Origin of the sequence: Mesorhizobium neociceri, assembly GCF_013520985.1 — a bacterium.
In the GTDB taxonomy this organism is placed as follows: Bacteria; Pseudomonadota; Alphaproteobacteria; order Rhizobiales; family Rhizobiaceae; genus Mesorhizobium; species Mesorhizobium neociceri.
Genome location: NZ_JACDTY010000007.1, coordinates 258,454 through 275,237 on the forward strand (window position 1 = coordinate 258,454; position 16,784 = coordinate 275,237).

General features: G+C 60.3%; 24 protein-coding genes. 13 read left to right on the forward strand and 11 right to left on the reverse strand.

The genetic code is table 11. The annotated features are described in order from the left end of the window. Nucleotides 1-225: 225 nt before the first annotated feature. On the forward strand, nt 226-579 hold the full coding sequence (locus H0241_RS16845; protein ID WP_181058778.1) for a DUF1428 domain-containing protein: 354 nt from the start codon (nt 226-228) through the stop codon (nt 577-579). Between the two features lie 8 nt (nt 580-587). On the opposite strand, the gene H0241_RS16850 is transcribed toward H0241_RS16845, so the two are convergent. Together H0241_RS16850 and H0241_RS16855 are read right to left on the reverse strand one after the other, a co-directional pair. After that, nucleotides 588-2,222: a sulfotransferase gene (locus H0241_RS16850; RefSeq protein ID WP_181058779.1), complete on the reverse strand. Its 1,635-nt coding sequence runs from the start codon at nt 2,220-2,222 to the stop codon at nt 588-590. 249 nt (nt 2,223-2,471) lie between these two features. Further along, a complete protein-coding gene (locus H0241_RS16855; RefSeq protein ID WP_235984313.1) occupies nt 2,472-2,645 on the reverse strand; it encodes a hypothetical protein in 174 nt (57 codons plus the stop codon). A 349-nt stretch (nt 2,646-2,994) separates the two neighbouring features. Between H0241_RS16855 and H0241_RS16860 the strand changes: the two genes are divergently transcribed. From H0241_RS16860 to H0241_RS16875, 4 genes are all read left to right on the forward strand, one after another. Next, on the forward strand, nt 2,995-3,264 hold the full coding sequence (locus H0241_RS16860; protein ID WP_181058781.1) for a hypothetical protein: 270 nt from the start codon (nt 2,995-2,997) through the stop codon (nt 3,262-3,264). Beyond that, complete coding sequence (locus H0241_RS16865; RefSeq protein WP_181058782.1) at nt 3,261-3,527, forward strand: hypothetical protein; 267 nt, start codon at nt 3,261-3,263, stop codon at nt 3,525-3,527. The genes H0241_RS16860 and H0241_RS16865 overlap by 4 nt, the downstream gene beginning before the upstream one ends. Before the next feature lie 35 nt (nt 3,528-3,562). Further along, the gene (locus H0241_RS16870) at nt 3,563-3,700 is read left to right on the forward strand and encodes a hypothetical protein (protein WP_181058783.1); all 138 of its coding nucleotides are present in this window, start codon (nt 3,563-3,565) and stop codon (nt 3,698-3,700) included. Between the two features lie 91 nt (nt 3,701-3,791). Next, on the forward strand, nt 3,792-4,010 hold the full coding sequence (locus H0241_RS16875; RefSeq protein WP_181058784.1) for a hypothetical protein: 219 nt from the start codon (nt 3,792-3,794) through the stop codon (nt 4,008-4,010). A 39-nt stretch (nt 4,011-4,049) separates the two neighbouring features. Here H0241_RS16875 and H0241_RS16880 read toward each other — a convergent pair whose 3' ends face one another. After that, nucleotides 4,050-4,457, reverse strand: coding sequence for a Kazal-type serine protease inhibitor domain-containing protein (locus H0241_RS16880; protein WP_181058785.1), 408 nt, complete (start codon nt 4,455-4,457; stop codon nt 4,050-4,052). A gap of 486 nt (nt 4,458-4,943) precedes the next feature. On the opposite strand from H0241_RS16880, the gene H0241_RS16885 reads away from it, so the two are divergent. The 3 genes from H0241_RS16885 (at nt 4,944) to H0241_RS16895 (ending at nt 6,331) form a co-directional block, all read left to right on the forward strand. Further along, entirely contained in the window at nt 4,944-5,156 is a 213-nt protein-coding gene (locus H0241_RS16885) for a cold-shock protein (RefSeq protein ID WP_006202520.1), read from the forward strand. Between the two features lie 356 nt (nt 5,157-5,512). Then, on the forward strand, nt 5,513-5,725 hold the full coding sequence (locus tag H0241_RS16890; RefSeq protein ID WP_112561038.1) for a cold-shock protein: 213 nt from the start codon (nt 5,513-5,515) through the stop codon (nt 5,723-5,725). A 192-nt stretch (nt 5,726-5,917) separates the two neighbouring features. Further along, on the forward strand, nt 5,918-6,331 hold the full coding sequence (locus H0241_RS16895) for a BA14K family protein (protein ID WP_142869212.1): 414 nt from the start codon (nt 5,918-5,920) through the stop codon (nt 6,329-6,331). A 68-nt stretch (nt 6,332-6,399) separates the two neighbouring features. Here H0241_RS16895 and H0241_RS16900 read toward each other — a convergent pair whose 3' ends face one another. The 3 genes from H0241_RS16900 to H0241_RS16910 form a co-directional block, all read right to left on the reverse strand. Further along, nucleotides 6,400-7,038, reverse strand: coding sequence for an MBL fold metallo-hydrolase (locus H0241_RS16900; RefSeq protein ID WP_181058786.1), 639 nt, complete (start codon nt 7,036-7,038; stop codon nt 6,400-6,402). Between the two features lie 141 nt (nt 7,039-7,179). Beyond that, complete coding sequence (locus H0241_RS16905; protein ID WP_181058787.1) at nt 7,180-7,497, reverse strand: hypothetical protein; 318 nt, start codon at nt 7,495-7,497, stop codon at nt 7,180-7,182. A 145-nt stretch (nt 7,498-7,642) separates the two neighbouring features. Beyond that, nucleotides 7,643-8,536 (reverse strand): branched-chain amino acid aminotransferase, encoded by an 894-nt coding sequence (locus tag H0241_RS16910; RefSeq protein WP_112561042.1) that lies wholly within the window; start codon nt 8,534-8,536, stop codon nt 7,643-7,645. Between the two features lie 245 nt (nt 8,537-8,781). Between H0241_RS16910 and H0241_RS16915 the strand changes: the two genes are divergently transcribed. Together H0241_RS16915 and H0241_RS16920 are read left to right on the forward strand one after the other, a co-directional pair. Further along, nucleotides 8,782-9,315 (forward strand): MarR family winged helix-turn-helix transcriptional regulator, encoded by a 534-nt coding sequence (locus H0241_RS16915; protein WP_112561176.1) that lies wholly within the window; start codon nt 8,782-8,784, stop codon nt 9,313-9,315. Beyond that, entirely contained in the window at nt 9,302-10,021 is a 720-nt protein-coding gene (locus H0241_RS16920; protein WP_023672025.1) for a response regulator, read from the forward strand. The genes H0241_RS16915 and H0241_RS16920 overlap by 14 nt, the downstream gene beginning before the upstream one ends. Before the next feature lie 144 nt (nt 10,022-10,165). Here H0241_RS16920 and H0241_RS16925 read toward each other — a convergent pair whose 3' ends face one another. From H0241_RS16925 to H0241_RS16945, 5 genes are all read right to left on the reverse strand, one after another. Further along, entirely contained in the window at nt 10,166-10,696 is a 531-nt protein-coding gene (locus tag H0241_RS16925; RefSeq protein ID WP_181058788.1) for a prepilin peptidase, read from the reverse strand. An 8-nt stretch (nt 10,697-10,704) separates the two neighbouring features. Continuing rightward, entirely contained in the window at nt 10,705-11,253 is a 549-nt protein-coding gene (locus H0241_RS16930) for a tetratricopeptide repeat protein (protein WP_181058789.1), read from the reverse strand. A gap of 51 nt (nt 11,254-11,304) precedes the next feature. Then, the gene (locus H0241_RS16935) at nt 11,305-12,198 is read right to left on the reverse strand and encodes a type II secretion system F family protein (protein WP_407941748.1); all 894 of its coding nucleotides are present in this window, start codon (nt 12,196-12,198) and stop codon (nt 11,305-11,307) included. A gap of 78 nt (nt 12,199-12,276) precedes the next feature. Beyond that, nucleotides 12,277-13,248, reverse strand: a complete 972-nt coding sequence (locus tag H0241_RS16940; RefSeq protein ID WP_181058790.1) for a type II secretion system F family protein — start codon at nt 13,246-13,248, stop codon at nt 12,277-12,279. Next, complete coding sequence (locus H0241_RS16945; RefSeq protein ID WP_181058791.1) at nt 13,248-14,636, reverse strand: CpaF family protein; 1,389 nt, start codon at nt 14,634-14,636, stop codon at nt 13,248-13,250. Before H0241_RS16945 ends, H0241_RS16940 begins: the two co-directional genes overlap by 1 nt. 526 nt (nt 14,637-15,162) lie before the next feature. Between H0241_RS16945 and H0241_RS16950 the strand changes: the two genes are divergently transcribed. The 3 genes from H0241_RS16950 to cpaB all read left to right on the forward strand — a co-directional run bounded on the left by H0241_RS16950 (nt 15,163) and on the right by cpaB (nt 16,753). Further along, a complete protein-coding gene (locus H0241_RS16950) occupies nt 15,163-15,381 on the forward strand; it encodes a Flp family type IVb pilin (RefSeq protein WP_023753012.1) in 219 nt (72 codons plus the stop codon). Nucleotides 15,382-15,394: 13 nt separating this feature from the next. Further along, a complete protein-coding gene (locus H0241_RS16955) occupies nt 15,395-15,613 on the forward strand; it encodes a Flp family type IVb pilin (protein WP_181058792.1) in 219 nt (72 codons plus the stop codon). A gap of 93 nt (nt 15,614-15,706) precedes the next feature. Beyond that, on the forward strand, nt 15,707-16,753 hold the full coding sequence (gene cpaB / locus H0241_RS16960; RefSeq protein WP_181058793.1) for a Flp pilus assembly protein CpaB: 1,047 nt from the start codon (nt 15,707-15,709) through the stop codon (nt 16,751-16,753). The last annotated feature ends 31 nt before the right edge of the window (nt 16,754-16,784 follow it).

Below are 16,784 nucleotides of genomic sequence, written 5' to 3' on the forward strand. Positions count from 1 at the left end.
CGCCGAAGGCGAATTCATCGTGCCAGTGGCACGATGAAAGGCCGGCGAACGCCGGGACGCTGCGAAGCAGCGGGGACCCGGCCGGATGGATCGGCCCCCGGCCCTTCGCAGGCTCAGGGCGTTCGAAACTCGAAAAGCCAAGCAATTGGCTTTTCGCCCGCTACGCGGACCGTTTCTCACCCCACAAGGGGAGAAGGAAGAGCGCCGCCAACCAAGGAGAACCCCATGTCCTATGTCGATGGTTTCGTGCTCGCCGTGCCCAAGGCAAATCTCGATGACTACAAGAGACTGGCCAACCTCGCGGGCCCGATATGGATGGAACACGGCGCGCTCGCCTATGTCGAATGTATCGGCGACGACGTACCCTATGGCAAGGTGACGTCATTTCCGCGTGCCGTTCAGGCCAAGGAGGACGAGATCGTGGTCTTCTCCTGGGCCGTCTATGAATCGCGGGAGAGCCGTGATGCCGTCATGGCCAAAGTGATGGCCGACCCGCGTTTGACACCCGATTGGGGCCCCATGCCCTTCGATATGAAGCGCATGATCTTCGGCGGCTTCCAGCCCTTCATGGAGCTGTAGCCCCCGCCTCAGGCCAACTTGTCCAACAGCGGCTTCAGCCTGTCTCCATAGCGCTTCCAGAGATCGACCGAACCCTGATACATCGGCTGGCGCACCTGCGCGGCCGAAGCCGTGCGCACCGGGCGATCGGTCTCGTGGAACGATAGCACCTTGTCATCCCAGGGCAGGCCAAGATGGGCGATCAGCGCCCGCGTTTGTCCCTCCTGGTCGGCGACGAAATCCTCGTAGCGCACATCGTGGACGACGCCGGGCAGCACGCTGCGCCAATGCGCCATGATGTCGGCGTAGAGATTGTGGAAGTCGGCGAGTTCGCCGAGATCATAGCCGTAGCGGTGGCTGTCGCCGCGGAAATGCACCTTGTAGATCGAAAGGCAGGTCGCCGCCGCATCGCGTGCGCAATGGATGATTTTCGCCTTCGGCAGCATCATGTGGATGAAGCCGATGAGCAGGAAGTTGCCGGGCATCTTGTCGGTGACATGCCTGAAGTTGGGATAGCGGGCATGCAGCATGTCGAGATAGGCTTGGCCCGCCTCGGCAAAATCCGCGTCAGGCGCATCCACCAGTCCCCAGGGGAAGCCGCCGGGCATATTTGTCGGGAACTGCTTGCCGACTGCGGTCTTCAAAATGCTGAGCTCGCCCGCACCGTAGACTTGGCTGTGGCTGGCGATGATCTGCTCGACCAGCGTGGTGCCGGAGCGCGGCATGCCGACAACGAAGATCGGCGTGTCATTGGAAATCGGGCTCGGCTTGTGCTTTTCGAAAAAGCCGGCGTCGAACACCGTCTTCATCGCGTCGAATTCGGCGCGCGTCCTGACGGGATCATAGTCGATGCCCTTGCGGCGGATGGCATTGCCTTCGGCGAAATAGTCGAAGGCCCTGTTATAGTCCTTCAAATCGTCATTGGCCTTGCCGAGACCGAAGGAGAGCTGCATGCGCGCCAGGCTGTCGGCCGGCGCCTTGGCATGCTGTGCCTCCATGCCGGCGAGTTCGGCGTCGCGCTCCTTCTGGCGCTTGACCTGCGTCAGCATCAGCCAGGCTTTGGCCATGCCGGGAGTGATCGCCAGCGCCTGCCGGAACAGGTCGGCCGCCTCATCGAGCTTGCCTTTTTCCATCAGTCCGACGCCGAGCCCGTGCAACAGGTCGGCATCCTTGGGCCGGATCGTCAGCGCCTCTCGGAAGGTCGCCAGCGCCTCGTCCAGACGCCCGGCTTCCTGCAGCGTTTCGGCAAGCCCGATGCGCGCGCGAACATGGAAGGGATTGCGTCCGACCGTGCCGCGATACATCGTTTCGGCCGCCTCGAACTGGCCGAGTTGTTTCAATGCCGAACCCAGATTATCGCGTGCCGCAAGCTGGTCGGGCTTCAGATCGACCGCACCCTGGAAAAAATCGGCGGCCGCTGCAACGCGGCCGAGATCGCGCATCACCGTGCCGAGATTGTTGAGGAAATCGGGATTCTTCGGCTGCAGACGCACCGACTGCTCGACCAGCTCCAGCCCTTCGGCGCTGCGCCCGGTCTGGTGCAGCAGCAAGCCCAGGAAGTGCGCCGCCGCCGCATGATTGGCCTTGCGCGCCAGCACCTGCCGGTACAGCGTCTCGGCCTCCTGCCGGCGCCCAGCCTGGTGCAGCTGCAGCGCCTGCTGCACATACTGGTCGAGGCCCAGCGGCGGCTGTCCGCCTGCTCCAGCACCCGCCGCTCTTCTCTGATCTCTGTTGATGGGAAACCTGCCGTGTTTGTCCGCTTGCCGGACCTAAGGCATGGACGAGACAGATTCAAGGGCAGATCGCGGCCGGCTATCGGCTTCGGCTCGGATAAGAACCGTGCGTAAAATCAAAGTGCTGCGTCGGTGTCCAGCGAGCGCACGGCGCTGCAGGTCATGACAAAACTCGCCCGGTCAAATCAGCCGGTTGCTTTCGGCAAGCTGGCGCTCCCGCCGCAATGTCCCGTCAGTGTCGGCGATCTTGCGCCGCGCCGCTTCATCGCTCCTTATCGTCAGGCGCACAGAGAGGGCTTTCGGGAACGCGACGATTGGCGCGATGGTTATGACAGGGTCGTTCGGCGTTTTCATGAATCTCATAGTTTTCACCCTTTCAAGAAAAATAAAAGCAGGCGGCGGGACAATTATTCCGGCGCGCCATCGATAAAGAATTTGTGGATATGATTACGTCATAGCAGTTTTATCCAAGATTTGTATCCGACAAATTTTCAATTCTTCCGAATCGAGACAGAAATTATCTTGAACAAGCCGCAGCTTAAGGCTATGAGTTATATGATCGTTTTTGGGCCAAGCTTGGCATATCGCGGCGTCAGAGGTTCTCGGCCCGCCAAACTCATTCCAAATCGCCAATATCTGAATTGCCGGCACAGTGGCGTACAGCGCATTTGCCCCGCGTCCGGGCGGAACCAGAGCCAAGCCAATGTCGGAGCGCACCACCCATTCCATCGCCTGTTTCGCGGCACCCTTCGCGCTCGGCGGGTTGGAAGGGCAACTGCCGGCCGGCGACTATGACATTGATCACGATGAAGAGCTGATCGAGGGCATGTCGCGGCTTGCCTGGCGTCGCGTCGCCACCTTCATCCATTTGCCGGCAAGGGCGGTGAAGAGCCCGACCACCAGCCAGCTCGTCGCCATCGACTACCTTGAACTCGAAACAGCGCTGAGGCGCGACCAGGAGAACGCAGCATGATCCGCTTCCAGCAGAATGCGCGTCCGCGCACCGACACGCCCTCGCACCTGTTCGCCATTGGCCAGACCGTGCGCATGAAAAGCCACAGCGGTCTTGCCCAGAAGACCGCGGAGCTGTTTCAGATCAAGAGCAGATTGCCGGTCAAGGACGGCTCGCCGCAATACCGTATCCGCAGCGAGCAGGAGACCTATGAGCGGGTCACCACGGAAGACAATCTTGAAGTGGCCGACGATCCGGTTGTCACCGACAAGCCGGCCATCTGACACCGCCCACCCAACACATACGAGGAGCAGATAAGATGGCCAAGGGTCAGCAGCGCAGCAACCGCGAAACGCGCAAGCCCAAGAAAGACAAGGTGGTGGCCAAGGCCGCCTCCCCGTTCGGTTCCGCGGTCAAGCAGGCCGAGAGCAGCCTGAAGCCGAAGTCGAAGGGCTGACCAGCCCGGGGCACCTCGTGTGCCTGTCGTCGCCCGCTGTACAAGACGATGGACCGACGATCCCGCGCAAAGCTCTGCAACGGAGGCTTGCTTGACGTTCTTCATCGAGTTCTACCGCTCACGCGACACCGACAAAGCCACGCTCGACAAAGTATCGCTCGACGCGCCGAACCTGCGCGCCGCCCTGCAGGGCGCCATCGCGCTGTTCCATAGCCTGGCCATGCCGCAGATCCCCGACCGGTTGCGCATCCGCGACGAGGACGGCATTGAGCTTTATGCCGGCCCCGCCGACGGGGCGTACCCGGCGTAGGCAGCCACTCAGATATGATCCCGCGCAACCGTAACCTTCTCAGCACGGACCGTTGTCGACCACCCGATAATCGGCGGCACGAGCCTCGCAGGCATTGGGGAAGGTGCGCAGCTCGCCTTGACGGCGGGCGCAGACGGGCGCGTATTCGCGGGTGCAGAACGTCGGCTCTTCGCTGCCGCCACCGCCGCCGTCACGGCAAGGGCCGTCGCGCACGATGCGGTAGCCCGAGCGCTCCGCGAGGCAGGCATTGGCGAAGGTCTGGCGGTCGCCGCCGCGCCGCGCGCAGACCGGCTCATATTCCCTGGTGCAGAATTCCGGTTCCGGCCGTGGCGGCCGCGGGCGTGGTCCCGGCCCGTCATCGACGACGACTGTGCAGGCCGCAAGAAGACCCGACAGGAAGAGAATGGTAAAACCCTGGCGCGAGAAGATCGTCGCAAGAAATCTCATGAATATGCCTCCTCGAGCCCCCTCGTCCCGGCGCAAAACGCGCCTGTCGATCCTCGTCATTCCCTTGCCAAATGCAACCCCTGTTTGCGGCGCGCCGGAGCCATGCGATACCCTCGCCACACATCCCTTCGGTGCTGGACTATCGCAGCTGGACCATGCGTGGCCGGGCTCTGGCTGATGACCGCCAACAGGGCCGGGTCTATCGAGGCGCCTGCGTTGGGATGCGTCGATGGTCGCGGCCCGCGGCGCTATCTTGCAACTATCACGTTTCCGTGCGATAAATTTTGTGTTCGGGCATTTGCGACCCGGAGAGCGGAACGTTTTGGACGACCTTTCCCCGATACTGTGAATCTCTGACGGCCCCGTTTTCGGCGGGGGGTTTTACCATGCGCGAATGCAGGACTGCCGAAGCAACCACCGGGACTTGCCCACGATGCCAGGCGGCGGGCAAACCACAAGACTGACACGGGTGAAGGAGTTTCCCCAATGGCCCAGACCGGCACCGTTAAATTCTTCAACGCGACCAAAGGCTTCGGCTTCATCACGCCCGACGGCGGCGCCAAGGATGTGTTCGTCCACATTTCCGCGATCGAGGCTTCGGGCCTGCGTACCCTCGTCGACGGCCAGAAGGTCACCTTCGACGTTGAACCCGACCGCATGGGCAAGGGTCCGAAGGCGGTCAATCTCCGCGCGGCCTGAACCGGCGGTGCCCGCGCGCCCGCCAGGACGCGCGAAAAAAGCACTTCAAGCGTGCTTGAACCGGCTTTGTCAGCCGTCCCAGAGATTTCGAAGGCGCGACGTTTCCCGTCGCGCCTTTTTCATGTCCGCCGCTGCCGGGGGCAAAGGACGCTCGACCCGTTCATGGAAGGGCTGATCGCCAGTGCGATCGTCTGGTCCGAATTGTCTTCGCTGCAATGATCTATTTGAGCCCCCTTGACCGTTGCCGACCCCAGCAAAACTTTCTCTTGCCGATAGCGCTAAAATAAAGGACAAATTTCCCTTCGGGCATTTGCCGGCCCGAAAACTGGACTTTATGGGATCAAAGGGAGCTTCCCATGCCGCAGACCGGCACCGTCAAATTCTTCAATCATGCCAAAGGCTTCGGCTTCATTACGCCGGACGACGGGCAGAAGGATGTCTTCGTCCATATTTCCGCCGTGCAGGCGTCGGGTCTTCCCGGTCTGGAGGATGGGCAGAAAGTGACATTCGACACCGAGCCGGACAAGCGCGGCAAGGGTCCGAAGGCCGTCAATCTGTCGGTCGGCTAAGCCGGCTCAAGACAGTCTGGACGGAGACTGACGAGGCGGAGCGCCTTCCGCACGCGCTTGGTTTTTGCCGCATGACCTGAACCCGAGGTGCAAATTCCGTTCAGCCCCCGTTCAGCCATGGTCTTCTATTAATCGTCCCCAAGGCCGGACCGCATCCCCAAAACTACCCGGGCCGGCACGAAGGAGACCAAAATGAATCGCATTTTCAAGACCGCTATCCTGGGCGCCGCTCTCGCCGCGACCACGCTCGCCACTCTGCCCGCCGCCAACGCCGACGAATGGCGCCATCGCCATCATGGCCGTCACCACAATGGCGACGCCATTGCCGCCGGTGTCGTCGGCCTTGCGGCCGGCGCCCTGATCGCCGGAGCGCTGAGCAATCCGCAGCCGCGCTACAGCAGCTATGACGACGACTACGACTATCGCGAAGTGCGGCCGGTTCGCCGCTACTATGCCGAGCCGAGGGTCGTCTATGCCGACCGCTATGCCGAGCCGTGGACCCGCGACTGGTACGAATATTGCTCGGACCGCTACCGGACCTTCAATGCCCGCAGCGGCACGTTCACCGGCAATGACGGTGAGCAGCATTTCTGCACCGCCAACTGAGGCTTCCCTGCCCCAAACAAAAAGCGCTGACCGCAAGGTCAGCGCTTTTTTGTTGGTAAAAGACATCGCTAAGTCAGGAACGGATTGGTCCGCCGCTCCTCGCCAAAACGGCCGCCGGGGCCATGGCCGCAGATGAAGCCGATGTCGTCGCCGAGCGGCAAAAGCTTGTTCTTGATCGAGGCGATCAGCGTCGCATGATCGCCACCCGGCAGGTCGGTGCGCCCCACCGAGCCGCGAAACAGCACGTCGCCGACATGGGCAAACTTCGCCGCCCGGCTGTAATAGACGACATGGCCCGGCGCATGGCCGGGGCAATGCAGCACCTCGAACATATGGGTGCCGAACGACACGGTTTCGCCTTCGCTGAGGAACCGGTCGGGCACGCAGTTGCGCACCCCGACAATGCCATACCGCTGGCCCTGGTTCTCGAGATTGTCGAGCAATAGCTTGTCGGCCTCATGCGGGCCGATGATCTCGACGCCGAGCGCATCTTTCAATTCCATGGCGCCACCGGCATGATCGATATGGCCGTGCGTAATCCAGATCGCACCGGCGGTGATCGCATTGTCCTTCAGCACCGCCAGCACCTTGTCGATGTCGCCACCCGGATCGACGACGACGCCATGCTTGTCATCCATGTCGAACAGGATGGTGCAGTTCTGCTGGAAGGGCGTGACCGGCACGATGCCGGCGTTGAGCTGACCCATGATTGTCCTTTCGCTGTGTCTCCCGTGATGTAGAGGCACGGGCAGGCAACGTCCACAGCTCCACGACAATCTTGACAGACCCCAAAACAGAAATGGGCGGCCCAACGGCCGCCCATATGACGAAGCCTGAGATTTCGAGGCTTATTTCTTCATCGCGCCCATGACCGCACCGATGATGCCGGTCAGGATGGCGCCGCCGCCGGCGCCGCCGACGAGGTTGTCGAGGTTCAAAGCGCTGCCCAACCCGCCGGTTGCCGCGGCAGCCGCTGCCGGATCGACCGTGCCGCCGCCGAGCAGGCTGCCGAGGATCGCCGCGCCGCCGACGCCGCCAATGGCGCCGCCCAGGATTTTGGTCAACTGGCCCATCGCCGCCTGCTTCAGCGCAGCGCCGATCGCCTGACCACCGACAACACCCGCAATTACCTGTACAACGAGCGCAATGAGCGTGTTCGTATCCATGTATCTAGTCCCTCCATAGCTGCCAGCCTCCCGGGCCGACGCCATCATGAGACGCCGAATTAGACGAAAGTCAAATGCGCAAATGCTGAAATAAAAGGGGCGGCCCTAAAACCGCCCCTGCTTGCGAAAAAAGCTGTGATTTTCGTTATTCTGCGGCTATCGCATGCTTAGGCTGCACTGCGGCAGAATAGTCGTTCATCAAAGTCTTGGCGATCTCGCCGACCTCGAATCGGTAGGGGCCGATCTCGGAAACCGGCGTCACTTCCGCCGCCGTTCCGGTGAGGAAGCACTGTTCGAAGCCTTCGAGTTCCTCAGGCATGATGGCGCGCTCGATCACCTCAAGGCCGCGGTCCTTGGCGAGGCCGATGACGGTGCGCCGAGTGATGCCGTCGAGGAAGCAATCGGGCTTTGGCGTATGGATCTTGCCGTCCTTGACGAAGAAGATGTTGGCGCCGGTTGCTTCGGCGACCTGGCCGCGCCAGTCGAGCATCATGGCGTCGGCATAGCCCTTGGCCTCGGCGGCGTGCTTGGACATGGTGCAGATCATATAGAGGCCGGCGGCCTTCGACTTCGACGGCGCGGTGCGCGGATCGGGCCGGCGCCATTCCGCCAGATCGAGGCGGATGCCCTTGAGCTTCTGCGCCGGATCGAAATAGCTCGGCCATTGCCAGATGGCGATGGCGCAGTTGATGCGGCTGTTCTGCGCCGACACGCCCATCTGTTCGCTGCCGCGCCAGGCGATCGGCCTGACATAGGCGTCCTGGAAACCCTGCTTCTTCAACAGCGTGGTCGAGGCGTCGTTGAGCTCTGCCACCGAATAGGGGATCTTGAAGCCGAGCAGGCGCGCCGATTCATGCAGGCGCTCGGTATGCTCGTTCAGCTTGAAAATGGCGCCGCCATAGGCGCGCTCGCCCTCGAACACGGCGCTGGCATAGTGCAGGCCGTGGGTCAGCACGTGGATCTTGGCGTCGGCCCATTTGACGAACTCGCCGTTCATCCAGATGAAGCCTTCCAGCTGGTCGAAGGGAACGGATGCCATGGAAACCTCCCGCGGGCGGCGGCCCGCACATCATTGGTGTTGTTGTTTGTTTCGCGACAGCCGCATCGGGCGGCCCCTGAAGCGTAAGCGGATAATCGAACTCTGGCAAACTCAGGAAGTTCCGGAAAAACCGCGCTCCCTTGCCTTTTCGTTCGCAATCCGCCCAAAAGCTTGTCAAAAATTACCATTGCGGGGAAATTACGTCAATAGTACTGACATAATTTCCCTCTATGGACGGAGAAATGATGACGGATCGAAGCCCAGCTGCCGGAAAACCGATCAAGACGGCGATCACCGACGAGGACGGCATCGACTTCGCCATCATCGAACTGTTCTTCTTCGCCTATCGCGATTTCACCTCCGATCCCGACCAGATCCTGGCCGATTACGGCTTCGGCCGCGCCCATCACCGGGTGCTGCATTTCGTCAACCGCCGGCCGGGGCTGACGGTCGCCGAACTGCTCGACGTGCTCAAGATCACCAAGCAGAGCCTGGCGCGGGTGCTCAAGCAGCTGATCGACACCGACCATATCGTGCAATTGCAGGGGCCGCGCGACCGCCGCCAGCGCGAACTCTACCCGACGGCCAAGGGCCGCGCCCTGGCGCTGGCGCTGGCGCGGCCACAGTCACGCCGCATCCGTGCTGCATTGGAAGATTCCGGAGCCAGCGAGCGCCCCTTGATCGAACGATTCCTGGAAGCGATGGTCAATCCGGAACTAAGGGCGCAGATCGACATTGTGCCTGCAAACATGTCAGGGAAAAGCCATGGAGACCATTGAGAGGGTGGACCAGCCGACGGCGCCGGACGATGACGCGCCGCATCTGCTTGTGGTCGACGACGACACCCGCATCCGCAATTTGCTGAAGCAGTATTTGACCGAAAACGGTTTTCGCGTCACAGTCGCGGGAAATGCTGGCGAGGCCAGGCGCAAGCTCGCCGGTCTCGACTTCGACCTCCTCGTCCTCGACGTCATGATGCCGGGTGAAACCGGCGTCGACCTCACCAAGGCGCTGCGGGCGGAGAAGAACGTGCCGATCCTGATGCTGACCGCGCTGTCGGAAACCGACAGCCGCATCACCGGGCTGGAGGCCGGCGCCGACGACTATCTGCCCAAGCCGTTCGACCCGCGCGAGCTGATCCTGCGCATCAACAACATCCTGCGCCGCGGCGGCCCGGCGACCACCCCCAAGGTCGAGCAGCTGGTCTTCGGCCCCTACACCTTCCAGATCGCCAGGCGCGAGCTGAAGCGTGGCGGCGAGGCGCTGAAGCTGACCGACCGCGAGCAGGAGATCCTGGCGATCTTCGCCGCACGCGCCGGCGAAACCATACCGCGCCATGAGCTGGTCGGAGACGATTCCGAAGTCGGCGAGCGCACCATCGACGTCCAGATCAACCGCCTGCGCCGCAAGATCGAGCGCGACCCGTCCAACCCGGTCTGGCTGCAGACAGTGCGCGGCATCGGCTATCGGCTCAGCGTGGAATAGCTGCCAGAGCAATTCCAGGAAAAGTGTGAAACGGTTTTCCCGGGAAAAGCGCGGAGCGCTTTCCCTTGGGAATTGCGTCAAAACAAAGAGATAGAGCGGTTCGGCGTTTCCGTGAAACGATGAACCACTCTAGCCGTTTGCGCATCAGAGGAAATTCTCAATACCGCCATAGCCCGTTAGTCGGCTGACGATGTGGAATACGATCGAGCAGATCGCCGCGATTGAGATCGGCACGCCGAACGGCACGACTCCCTTGCGATCGAGATGCTCGGCGTAAAGACGAAAAGCACCGGCGGGCAGCATGAACGGATTCTTCACGACCGCTGCCGTCATGAGCGCAAACACCAGCAACAGCAAAGTAAACACCACGAGATCGGTCCCGCCGGCCAGAAACGGCACCACCGCTATAAGCTTGACGTCTCCGGCGCCAACCTTGCGCAAGACCCAGAAGGGAAAGAGCACGACAAACAGGGCAAAGCCGACAATGACGCTCAGACCCATGTCCCACCATGACCCGGCCTGAATCGACATAAACTGCATCGATCCGATACCCAGGCACAACAGCAGCAGCACGTCACGATTGGATATTTTCTGTGTCACGAAGTCCAGCCATGCAATTCTCGCGAAAAGTGGGATGGCAAGGATCTTCAGCAGCAGCGACGCGGCAAGCAACATGCTGGGCTCTACCGCTCGATGTTCTGCACGCTGGATGACAGGAGCTTCAGATTGTTGACCACGGTCGGATCGTTGGGCGCCAGTTCGTAGGCCTTGAGGAAATTCGCGCGTGCGTCCTGCAGCTTGCCGCGCAGCAGATAGGAATAGCCGACATTGTTGTAATATTCGGGCGACGCCCCCATCAGCTTGAAGGCTCGGCCATAGGCCCGGTCGGCGAGGTCGAAGCGGTGGATGCGATCGCATGAGGCGGCCAGTCCCATCCAGGCGCCACCATCGTTGGGGGCAAGCTGCGTCGCCTTGAAGAACAGGGCGCCGGCATTGCCGTAATTTTCCGCGCGGAACTGATTTTTGGCCTCGGCGACGGCCTGATCCGACGCGTAATATTCGACATCGCTGACCGTCTTCAGTCCGTCGAAAGCATCGCCAAACGACGTTACGTCGCCGTTCGACGGCTCGTTTGTGCGAACGACACCCATGCTGCTATCGGTCGACTGGCAACCGGCAAGCACGAGAAGCAGCATGCTGGCTGCGGCGGTGAGGCGTATTGACCCTGTCATTTCGTGCCCAAGGTTCCTTCGACTCGGTTCATTAGAACCAAAGCATATTGGTTAATGATTGAAAATGGCCTGCATCCGAATAACAACCGGCAGAAGGACGATCATTAGCACCACCGGGAAGATACAGATACCCAAAGGGATCATCATCTTGACCGGAAGCGCATTAGCGCGCTCCTCGGCCTGAAGGATTCTCTGGGACCGCATTTCATCGCTGTAGACGCGCAGCGCATCTGTCAGGCTGGTGCCGAGTTCTTCCGATTGCCGGAACAACACAGCCAACGCCCGCGCCTCGTCCAGGCCGATGCGGTCCGCCAGTTCACGCAAAGCCTCTCGCAACGGTTTACCCGCGCGCAGCTGCAAGGTCATGATCGAAAGCTGTATCCCCAGCCATTTGTGGGTCGCGACCAGTTCCTGGCTCACCCGTTCGACAGCGGCCTCCAGGCTCATGCCGGCATCGGCACAGGTGATCATCATGTCCATGAAATCGGGGAAGCCGCGCCGATAGATTCGCTTCTGCGAATTTTCGAAACGATCGAGCATGATGCTCGGAATGACGATGCAAGCAAGCCCGAACAAGGCGGACCCGGCAAGGGTCGCAAACGCGGGCAAATCAGGTGGCAGCACTTGAGATAGAAGCGCATACATCAACGAGAAGCCGGCACAAACCGCTCCAAATCGTGACAAGGTGTATAAGAAGGGAGCGCTTGCTTGATAAAAGCCGGCGCGGAAAAGCTTCGCCTCAAGGGCGTTGGGCTCGTCCCGCTCTTTCTCTACCGACCGGAAATACGCCTCGATCGGCCGCTGAGCCAAGACTTTAGCCTGTTGCTCAAGGCCGAGCATTGACCGGCGATCGGTAATGCCCTCCGCTATCAGGCTTTGCGCGACCAGCTTTCGTGTCTGGAACGCGGGCAAGAAAACAAGACCACCGAACAGAAAAAGCGCCACCGCTGCGACAAAGACAGCAATAGAAACCAGAAAGCCTAAATCCTGGATATTTGAAAGAAGATTTATTGTTCTCTCCTATCAGAAATCAAAATTGACCATTTTGTACATGATGAAATCACCCAAAAGCGCCCATATTCCGAAAATCAAGAACACGGGGAAGATGAGGGGATTGTCCCAAACAGCGCCATAGTACGCCGGCGCGAGCCCCAGTAGAACGAAGAACATCACGATTGGAAATAGCGAGATGATCCATGCTGACACTCTACCTTCCGCTGAAAGCGCTCTGATTTTCATCCCAAGCTTATGCCTTTCACGCAGCACCGATGAGAGATTGTGCAAGATACTGGTCAGATTGCCGCCTGTTTTGGCCTGAATCGACAGTGACACCGACAGCAGATGAAGGCCTTCGAAGCCGACACGCTGTGACAGTTTCCGCACCGCTTGCTCCATGCTGAGACCGAAGGTGATTTCGTCGGACACGATGCCGAACTCGGTGCCTAGTGGATCGGGCATCTCCCGAGCCACGAGACCAACTGCCACTGTGGCCGGATGTCCAGCCCGCAGCGAGCGCACGATCATGTCCAACGCATCCGGAAGTTGTTTGGCGAACTTCCGGATACGCTTGTTGCGGGCGCGTCGCAGAACAAGGAGTGGCAGCAGAAGCCCAGTCACCAGGAAAATGATGAACGATGCCAAGCTCGAGACACCCAGGAAGAATGAGAGAACCATTGCCAGGGCAAGCCCAACGACAAGAAATGTCGCCGCGAAAGTCACGGGATTCCCTGTAATACCGGATTGCGTGTAGAGCCTGTTCAGACCCACCAGACCAAAAAGGAAGTCACCGGAGTTTGTCAGCCCACGCTCGCGCAGCAGTCGTTGCAGGGTCTGCTCGGCCGGAACTTCGTCAGCAAGGCGCTTCAACCGGCGATTGACCGCTCCGGCGCGCGAGCGGCGACTGGCATAAGAAAGATACAGGGCCTCGGCGGCGAGAATGACTGACGCTGCCGCCACCGTATAGATGAAATAGAGCAAGGACTGGCCGGACAGCATCAGAGCGGAACCTGCGGATTGAAGGCGTCCTTGCCAAAATGATGTCCGAGCGTCGCCGCCTCCGCTGAGAAGCGCGGACGGACACCAGTTGCTCGAAAATCGCCGATGATCGCACCTTCCGCGGTGACGTCGCGTCGGACGAAGTGATAGATTTCCTGAAGCTGAACGACATTGCCTTCCATGCCGGTCAGTTCCGATATCGAAATGACCCGCCTGCCCCCATCCGAAAGACGCTGCGTCTGCACAATGATGTCGATGGCCGAGGCAATCTGAGCTCTGATGGATTCGTGTGTCATCGGCATGCCGGCCATGCCGACCATCTGCTCCAGGCGCGAGATGGCGTCTCGCGGTGTGTTGGCATGGATGGTGGTCATCGAGCCTTCATGGCCGGTGTTCATGGCCTGCAGCATGTCGAAGGCTTCCTCGCCACGCACCTCACCGACGATGATGCGGTCGGGCCGCATGCGCAGCGCGTTCTTGACCAACTCACGCTGACGGACCTCGCCCTTGCCCTCGACATTGGGCGGGCGTGTCTCGAGCCGACCGACATGCGGCTGCTGCAATTGCAGTTCCGCCGCGTCCTCGATTGTGATCAGGCGTTCCCTGGACGGGATGTAGCTCGACAGCGCATTGAGCAAGGTCGTCTTGCCGCTGCCGGTGCCACCCGAAACCAGGATCGACTTGCGCGCCTGAACGGCAATCCGCAGCAGATCGATCATCGGCTGCTTGATTGAATTGAGCGCCATCAGTCGTTCGAGCGAATAGGGATTCTTCGAGAATTTGCGGATCGAGACCAGAGGGCCGTCCACCGATATCGGCCGAACCGCGATGTTGACGCGGGAGCCGTCCTCCAGCCGCGCATCGACCATCGGCGACGATTCGTCGACGCGCCTGCCAATCGCCGCAACGATCTTGTTGATGATGCGCAGCAGGTGCGCCTCGTCGCGAAACCGGATGGCCGTCTCTTCAACCAGGCCACGCCGTTCAATGAAGACACGCTTGTGGGTGTTGATCAGGATATCGGTAATGGAGTCGTCCTTGAGCAGCGGCTCGATCGGCCCGAGCCCGAGCATTTCGTCAGCCGTGTCACTGGTCAGTTGATCGAGTTCGCGGGCGTTCAGCGGCACACTTCGATTTCGAACGAACTCGCGAACGATCGGACGGATCTCATTCAGAATCTCGTCCTTGGTGGCATTTTCAAGAGCCGTCAGATTGAACCGATCGATAAGGTGCCGATGAAGTTCGACCTTGAGTGTCAGAAAATCGTCGCCGCGCGATTCAATATCAGCGGCCGGCGAAAGGGCCGGAGCGGCAGGCAGCACAGTCGGCTGCTCGGCCCTTATCGCGGCCTGCTGCTCGCTTGGTCCCTTGATAAACCGCCCCAGCATAATCCCCTATACCCCGTTAGCCTTATCAGCGGAAACTAAACGTTAACCAAGCGAGGCACAAGCGCCGAAGGACCTCACGTGAGGCCAATGCTTTCAACATAGTTAAGAAGGACACCCGAAAAATATCGTTTTTATTTCGACGCCGCGCTTTGCCCTCTCCCCAACTTCCCACCTCACGGGACCTTTCATATCGCAACAAACGGAATTCGGGTGAAAAATGTCCGTAAGCCGTTAGATATAAAGGAATATGCTATCTTGCTAATACGATTATCGTTTTGCCTTAGCTGTGGCCAAATTGTGAATGAATGGTTAAGGACGGTTGAAAATTCAGCCGAATCAAGCTCTTGTGAGAATTCAAATCGCTCTTGAACGGGCGAGTTCAGGTATTGGAAGGTTAAGGAACTGTTAATCCGTTTGACTCTGCTTTTTCGTGCGACCTAGGATTGAGGTGACGGGGGATGCTTGGGTATGGGGTTCATCCTTGGCTCTGTCTCGTCGGGTTCAACCTCCAAAGGGAGAAATTGACATGAAGAAGCTCATGACGATGACCCGGCAGTTCCGCGACGATGAAAACGGCGCTGCAATGGTCGAATATTCCATCCTCGTTGGCATCATTGCCGGCGCAGCAATCTTGGCGATCCTCGCCATCGGCGGCTGGGTGACCGGACGCTTCACCGGTCTCTGCACCAAGCTCAATGGCAAGGCCGGTGGCGTTTGCGACGCTGCTGCTGGCACCGGCAGCTGATCGGACGACGCAAATGACAAAGCTCATGACGATGGGCCGACAGTTCCGTGATGATGAAAACGGCGCTGCCATGGTCGAGTATTCCATCCTGGTCGGCATTATCGCCGGTGCAGCCATCCTCGCCATTCTGGCGATCGGCGGCTGGGTGACGGGTCGGTTTACTGGCCTTTGCACGACACTCAACGGCAAAGCCGGCGGTGTGTGCGATTCCGCTGCCGGAACAGGCAGCTAAGCGACAAGAAATCAAGCCCGGATCGCAAATCCGGGCTTGATCCTAAATCGAGGCGGGCGAGTTCCCGCAGTATGGCCTGGGGGCTTGGGTCAAATGCGCGCAAATACATTTATCATGATCGTGCTAGCCGGCGTGTTCGGTGTGCTCGCCGTGGTGCTTGTCAATATCTGGCTTGCCAATCAGCGCAACGCCATGGCTTCGTCCGAAGGTGTTCCGCGGGATACGGTCGTCGTGGCGGCAGTGCCGTTGAAATTCGGCGACACGCTGAGCGCCGACAAGCTACAGGAAATCGCGTGGCCCGCGGGCGCAGTCCCGGCGGGCGCTTTCAAGACAACCAAAGATCTTCTCGCGGGCGATGGCTCGAAGCAGGCGCTGCAATCAATCGGCACCAATGAGCCTGTCCTCGCCACCAAGATCACAGGTCCCGGCCAGCGCGCCACACTTTCGGCAGTGCTTGGCGAAGGGATGAAGGCAGTCTCCATTCGCGTCAACGACGTGCTTGGCGTCGCCGGCTTCGTCTTCCCGGGTGACCGGGTCGATGTCTTGCTGACGCGCACGGTGCGCGGCGATGATGGCACCGACAAGAGCTTTGTCGACGTGCTGCTGCAGAGCATCAAGGTGCTCGCCGTCGACCAGGTCGCCGACGAGAGCAAAGAAAGCCCTACCGTGGTGAAAGCGGTGACGGTCGAAGTCAGCACCAAGGATGCGCAGAAGCTTACGCTGGCTGCCGGTGCTGGCCAATTGTCGCTGGCGCTTCGCCAGGCTGCCGCCAGCAAAGGCGAAACCACCGAGCGCATCACAACCTCGGACCTTAACGGCGAAACGCCAGCCGACGTTGCCGCCAGGCAGGCCGAACTGGATAAGCAGGCAGCCGCCGAAGCGGAGGCCGCAGCAGAGCGCAAGCGCGCCGACGACAAGCTTGCCGGATTGACCCAGGCGGTGGAGAGAGTGGGAAGCCGCCTCGACGAGTTGGGCAAAGTGAAGCCGGCCGTGGCGCCGGAAGTCCCGGAAGTCGTTAAGGAAGTGGTCAAATACGTGCAGCCGGAACCGCCGAAGAATGTTACAGTGGGCGTCTTTCGGGGTGTGAAGCTCGAATCCTATGAAGTGCCGCGACAAAAACCAGAAGGCGCGGTAAATTGAGGGCTGCCAAGGCAGCAGTTGGGGAGACGAG

Excerpts from the sequence above, each read along its gene's own strand:
- H0241_RS16870 (WP_181058783.1), top strand. The coding sequence starts at position 3,563 with ATGGCCAAGGGTCAGCAGCGCAGCAACCGCGAAACGCGCAAGCCCAAG.
- H0241_RS16955 (WP_181058792.1), top strand. The coding sequence starts at position 15,395 with ATGACAAAGCTCATGACGATGGGCCGACAGTTCCGTGATGATGAAAAC.
- H0241_RS16930 (WP_181058789.1), bottom strand. The coding sequence starts at position 11,253 with ATGACAGGGTCAATACGCCTCACCGCCGCAGCCAGCATGCTGCTTCTC.
- H0241_RS16920 (WP_023672025.1), top strand. The coding sequence starts at position 9,302 with ATGGAGACCATTGAGAGGGTGGACCAGCCGACGGCGCCGGACGATGAC.
- H0241_RS16845 (WP_181058778.1), top strand. The coding sequence starts at position 226 with ATGTCCTATGTCGATGGTTTCGTGCTCGCCGTGCCCAAGGCAAATCTC.
- H0241_RS16885 (WP_006202520.1), top strand. The coding sequence starts at position 4,944 with ATGGCCCAGACCGGCACCGTTAAATTCTTCAACGCGACCAAAGGCTTC.
- H0241_RS16950 (WP_023753012.1), top strand. The coding sequence starts at position 15,163 with ATGAAGAAGCTCATGACGATGACCCGGCAGTTCCGCGACGATGAAAAC.
- H0241_RS16860 (WP_181058781.1), top strand. The coding sequence starts at position 2,995 with ATGTCGGAGCGCACCACCCATTCCATCGCCTGTTTCGCGGCACCCTTC.
- H0241_RS16915 (WP_112561176.1), top strand. The coding sequence starts at position 8,782 with ATGACGGATCGAAGCCCAGCTGCCGGAAAACCGATCAAGACGGCGATC.
- H0241_RS16940 (WP_181058790.1), bottom strand. The coding sequence starts at position 13,248 with ATGCTGTCCGGCCAGTCCTTGCTCTATTTCATCTATACGGTGGCGGCA.
- H0241_RS16855 (WP_235984313.1), bottom strand. The coding sequence starts at position 2,645 with ATGAAAACGCCGAACGACCCTGTCATAACCATCGCGCCAATCGTCGCG.
- H0241_RS16890 (WP_112561038.1), top strand. The coding sequence starts at position 5,513 with ATGCCGCAGACCGGCACCGTCAAATTCTTCAATCATGCCAAAGGCTTC.
- H0241_RS16880 (WP_181058785.1), bottom strand. The coding sequence starts at position 4,457 with ATGAGATTTCTTGCGACGATCTTCTCGCGCCAGGGTTTTACCATTCTC.
- H0241_RS16925 (WP_181058788.1), bottom strand. The coding sequence starts at position 10,696 with ATGTTGCTTGCCGCGTCGCTGCTGCTGAAGATCCTTGCCATCCCACTT.
- H0241_RS16905 (WP_181058787.1), bottom strand. The coding sequence starts at position 7,497 with ATGGATACGAACACGCTCATTGCGCTCGTTGTACAGGTAATTGCGGGT.
- cpaB (WP_181058793.1), top strand. The coding sequence starts at position 15,707 with ATGCGCGCAAATACATTTATCATGATCGTGCTAGCCGGCGTGTTCGGT.
- H0241_RS16945 (WP_181058791.1), bottom strand. The coding sequence starts at position 14,636 with ATGCTGGGGCGGTTTATCAAGGGACCAAGCGAGCAGCAGGCCGCGATA.
- H0241_RS16910 (WP_112561042.1), bottom strand. The coding sequence starts at position 8,536 with ATGGCATCCGTTCCCTTCGACCAGCTGGAAGGCTTCATCTGGATGAAC.
- H0241_RS16865 (WP_181058782.1), top strand. The coding sequence starts at position 3,261 with ATGATCCGCTTCCAGCAGAATGCGCGTCCGCGCACCGACACGCCCTCG.
- H0241_RS16900 (WP_181058786.1), bottom strand. The coding sequence starts at position 7,038 with ATGGGTCAGCTCAACGCCGGCATCGTGCCGGTCACGCCCTTCCAGCAG.
- H0241_RS16895 (WP_142869212.1), top strand. The coding sequence starts at position 5,918 with ATGAATCGCATTTTCAAGACCGCTATCCTGGGCGCCGCTCTCGCCGCG.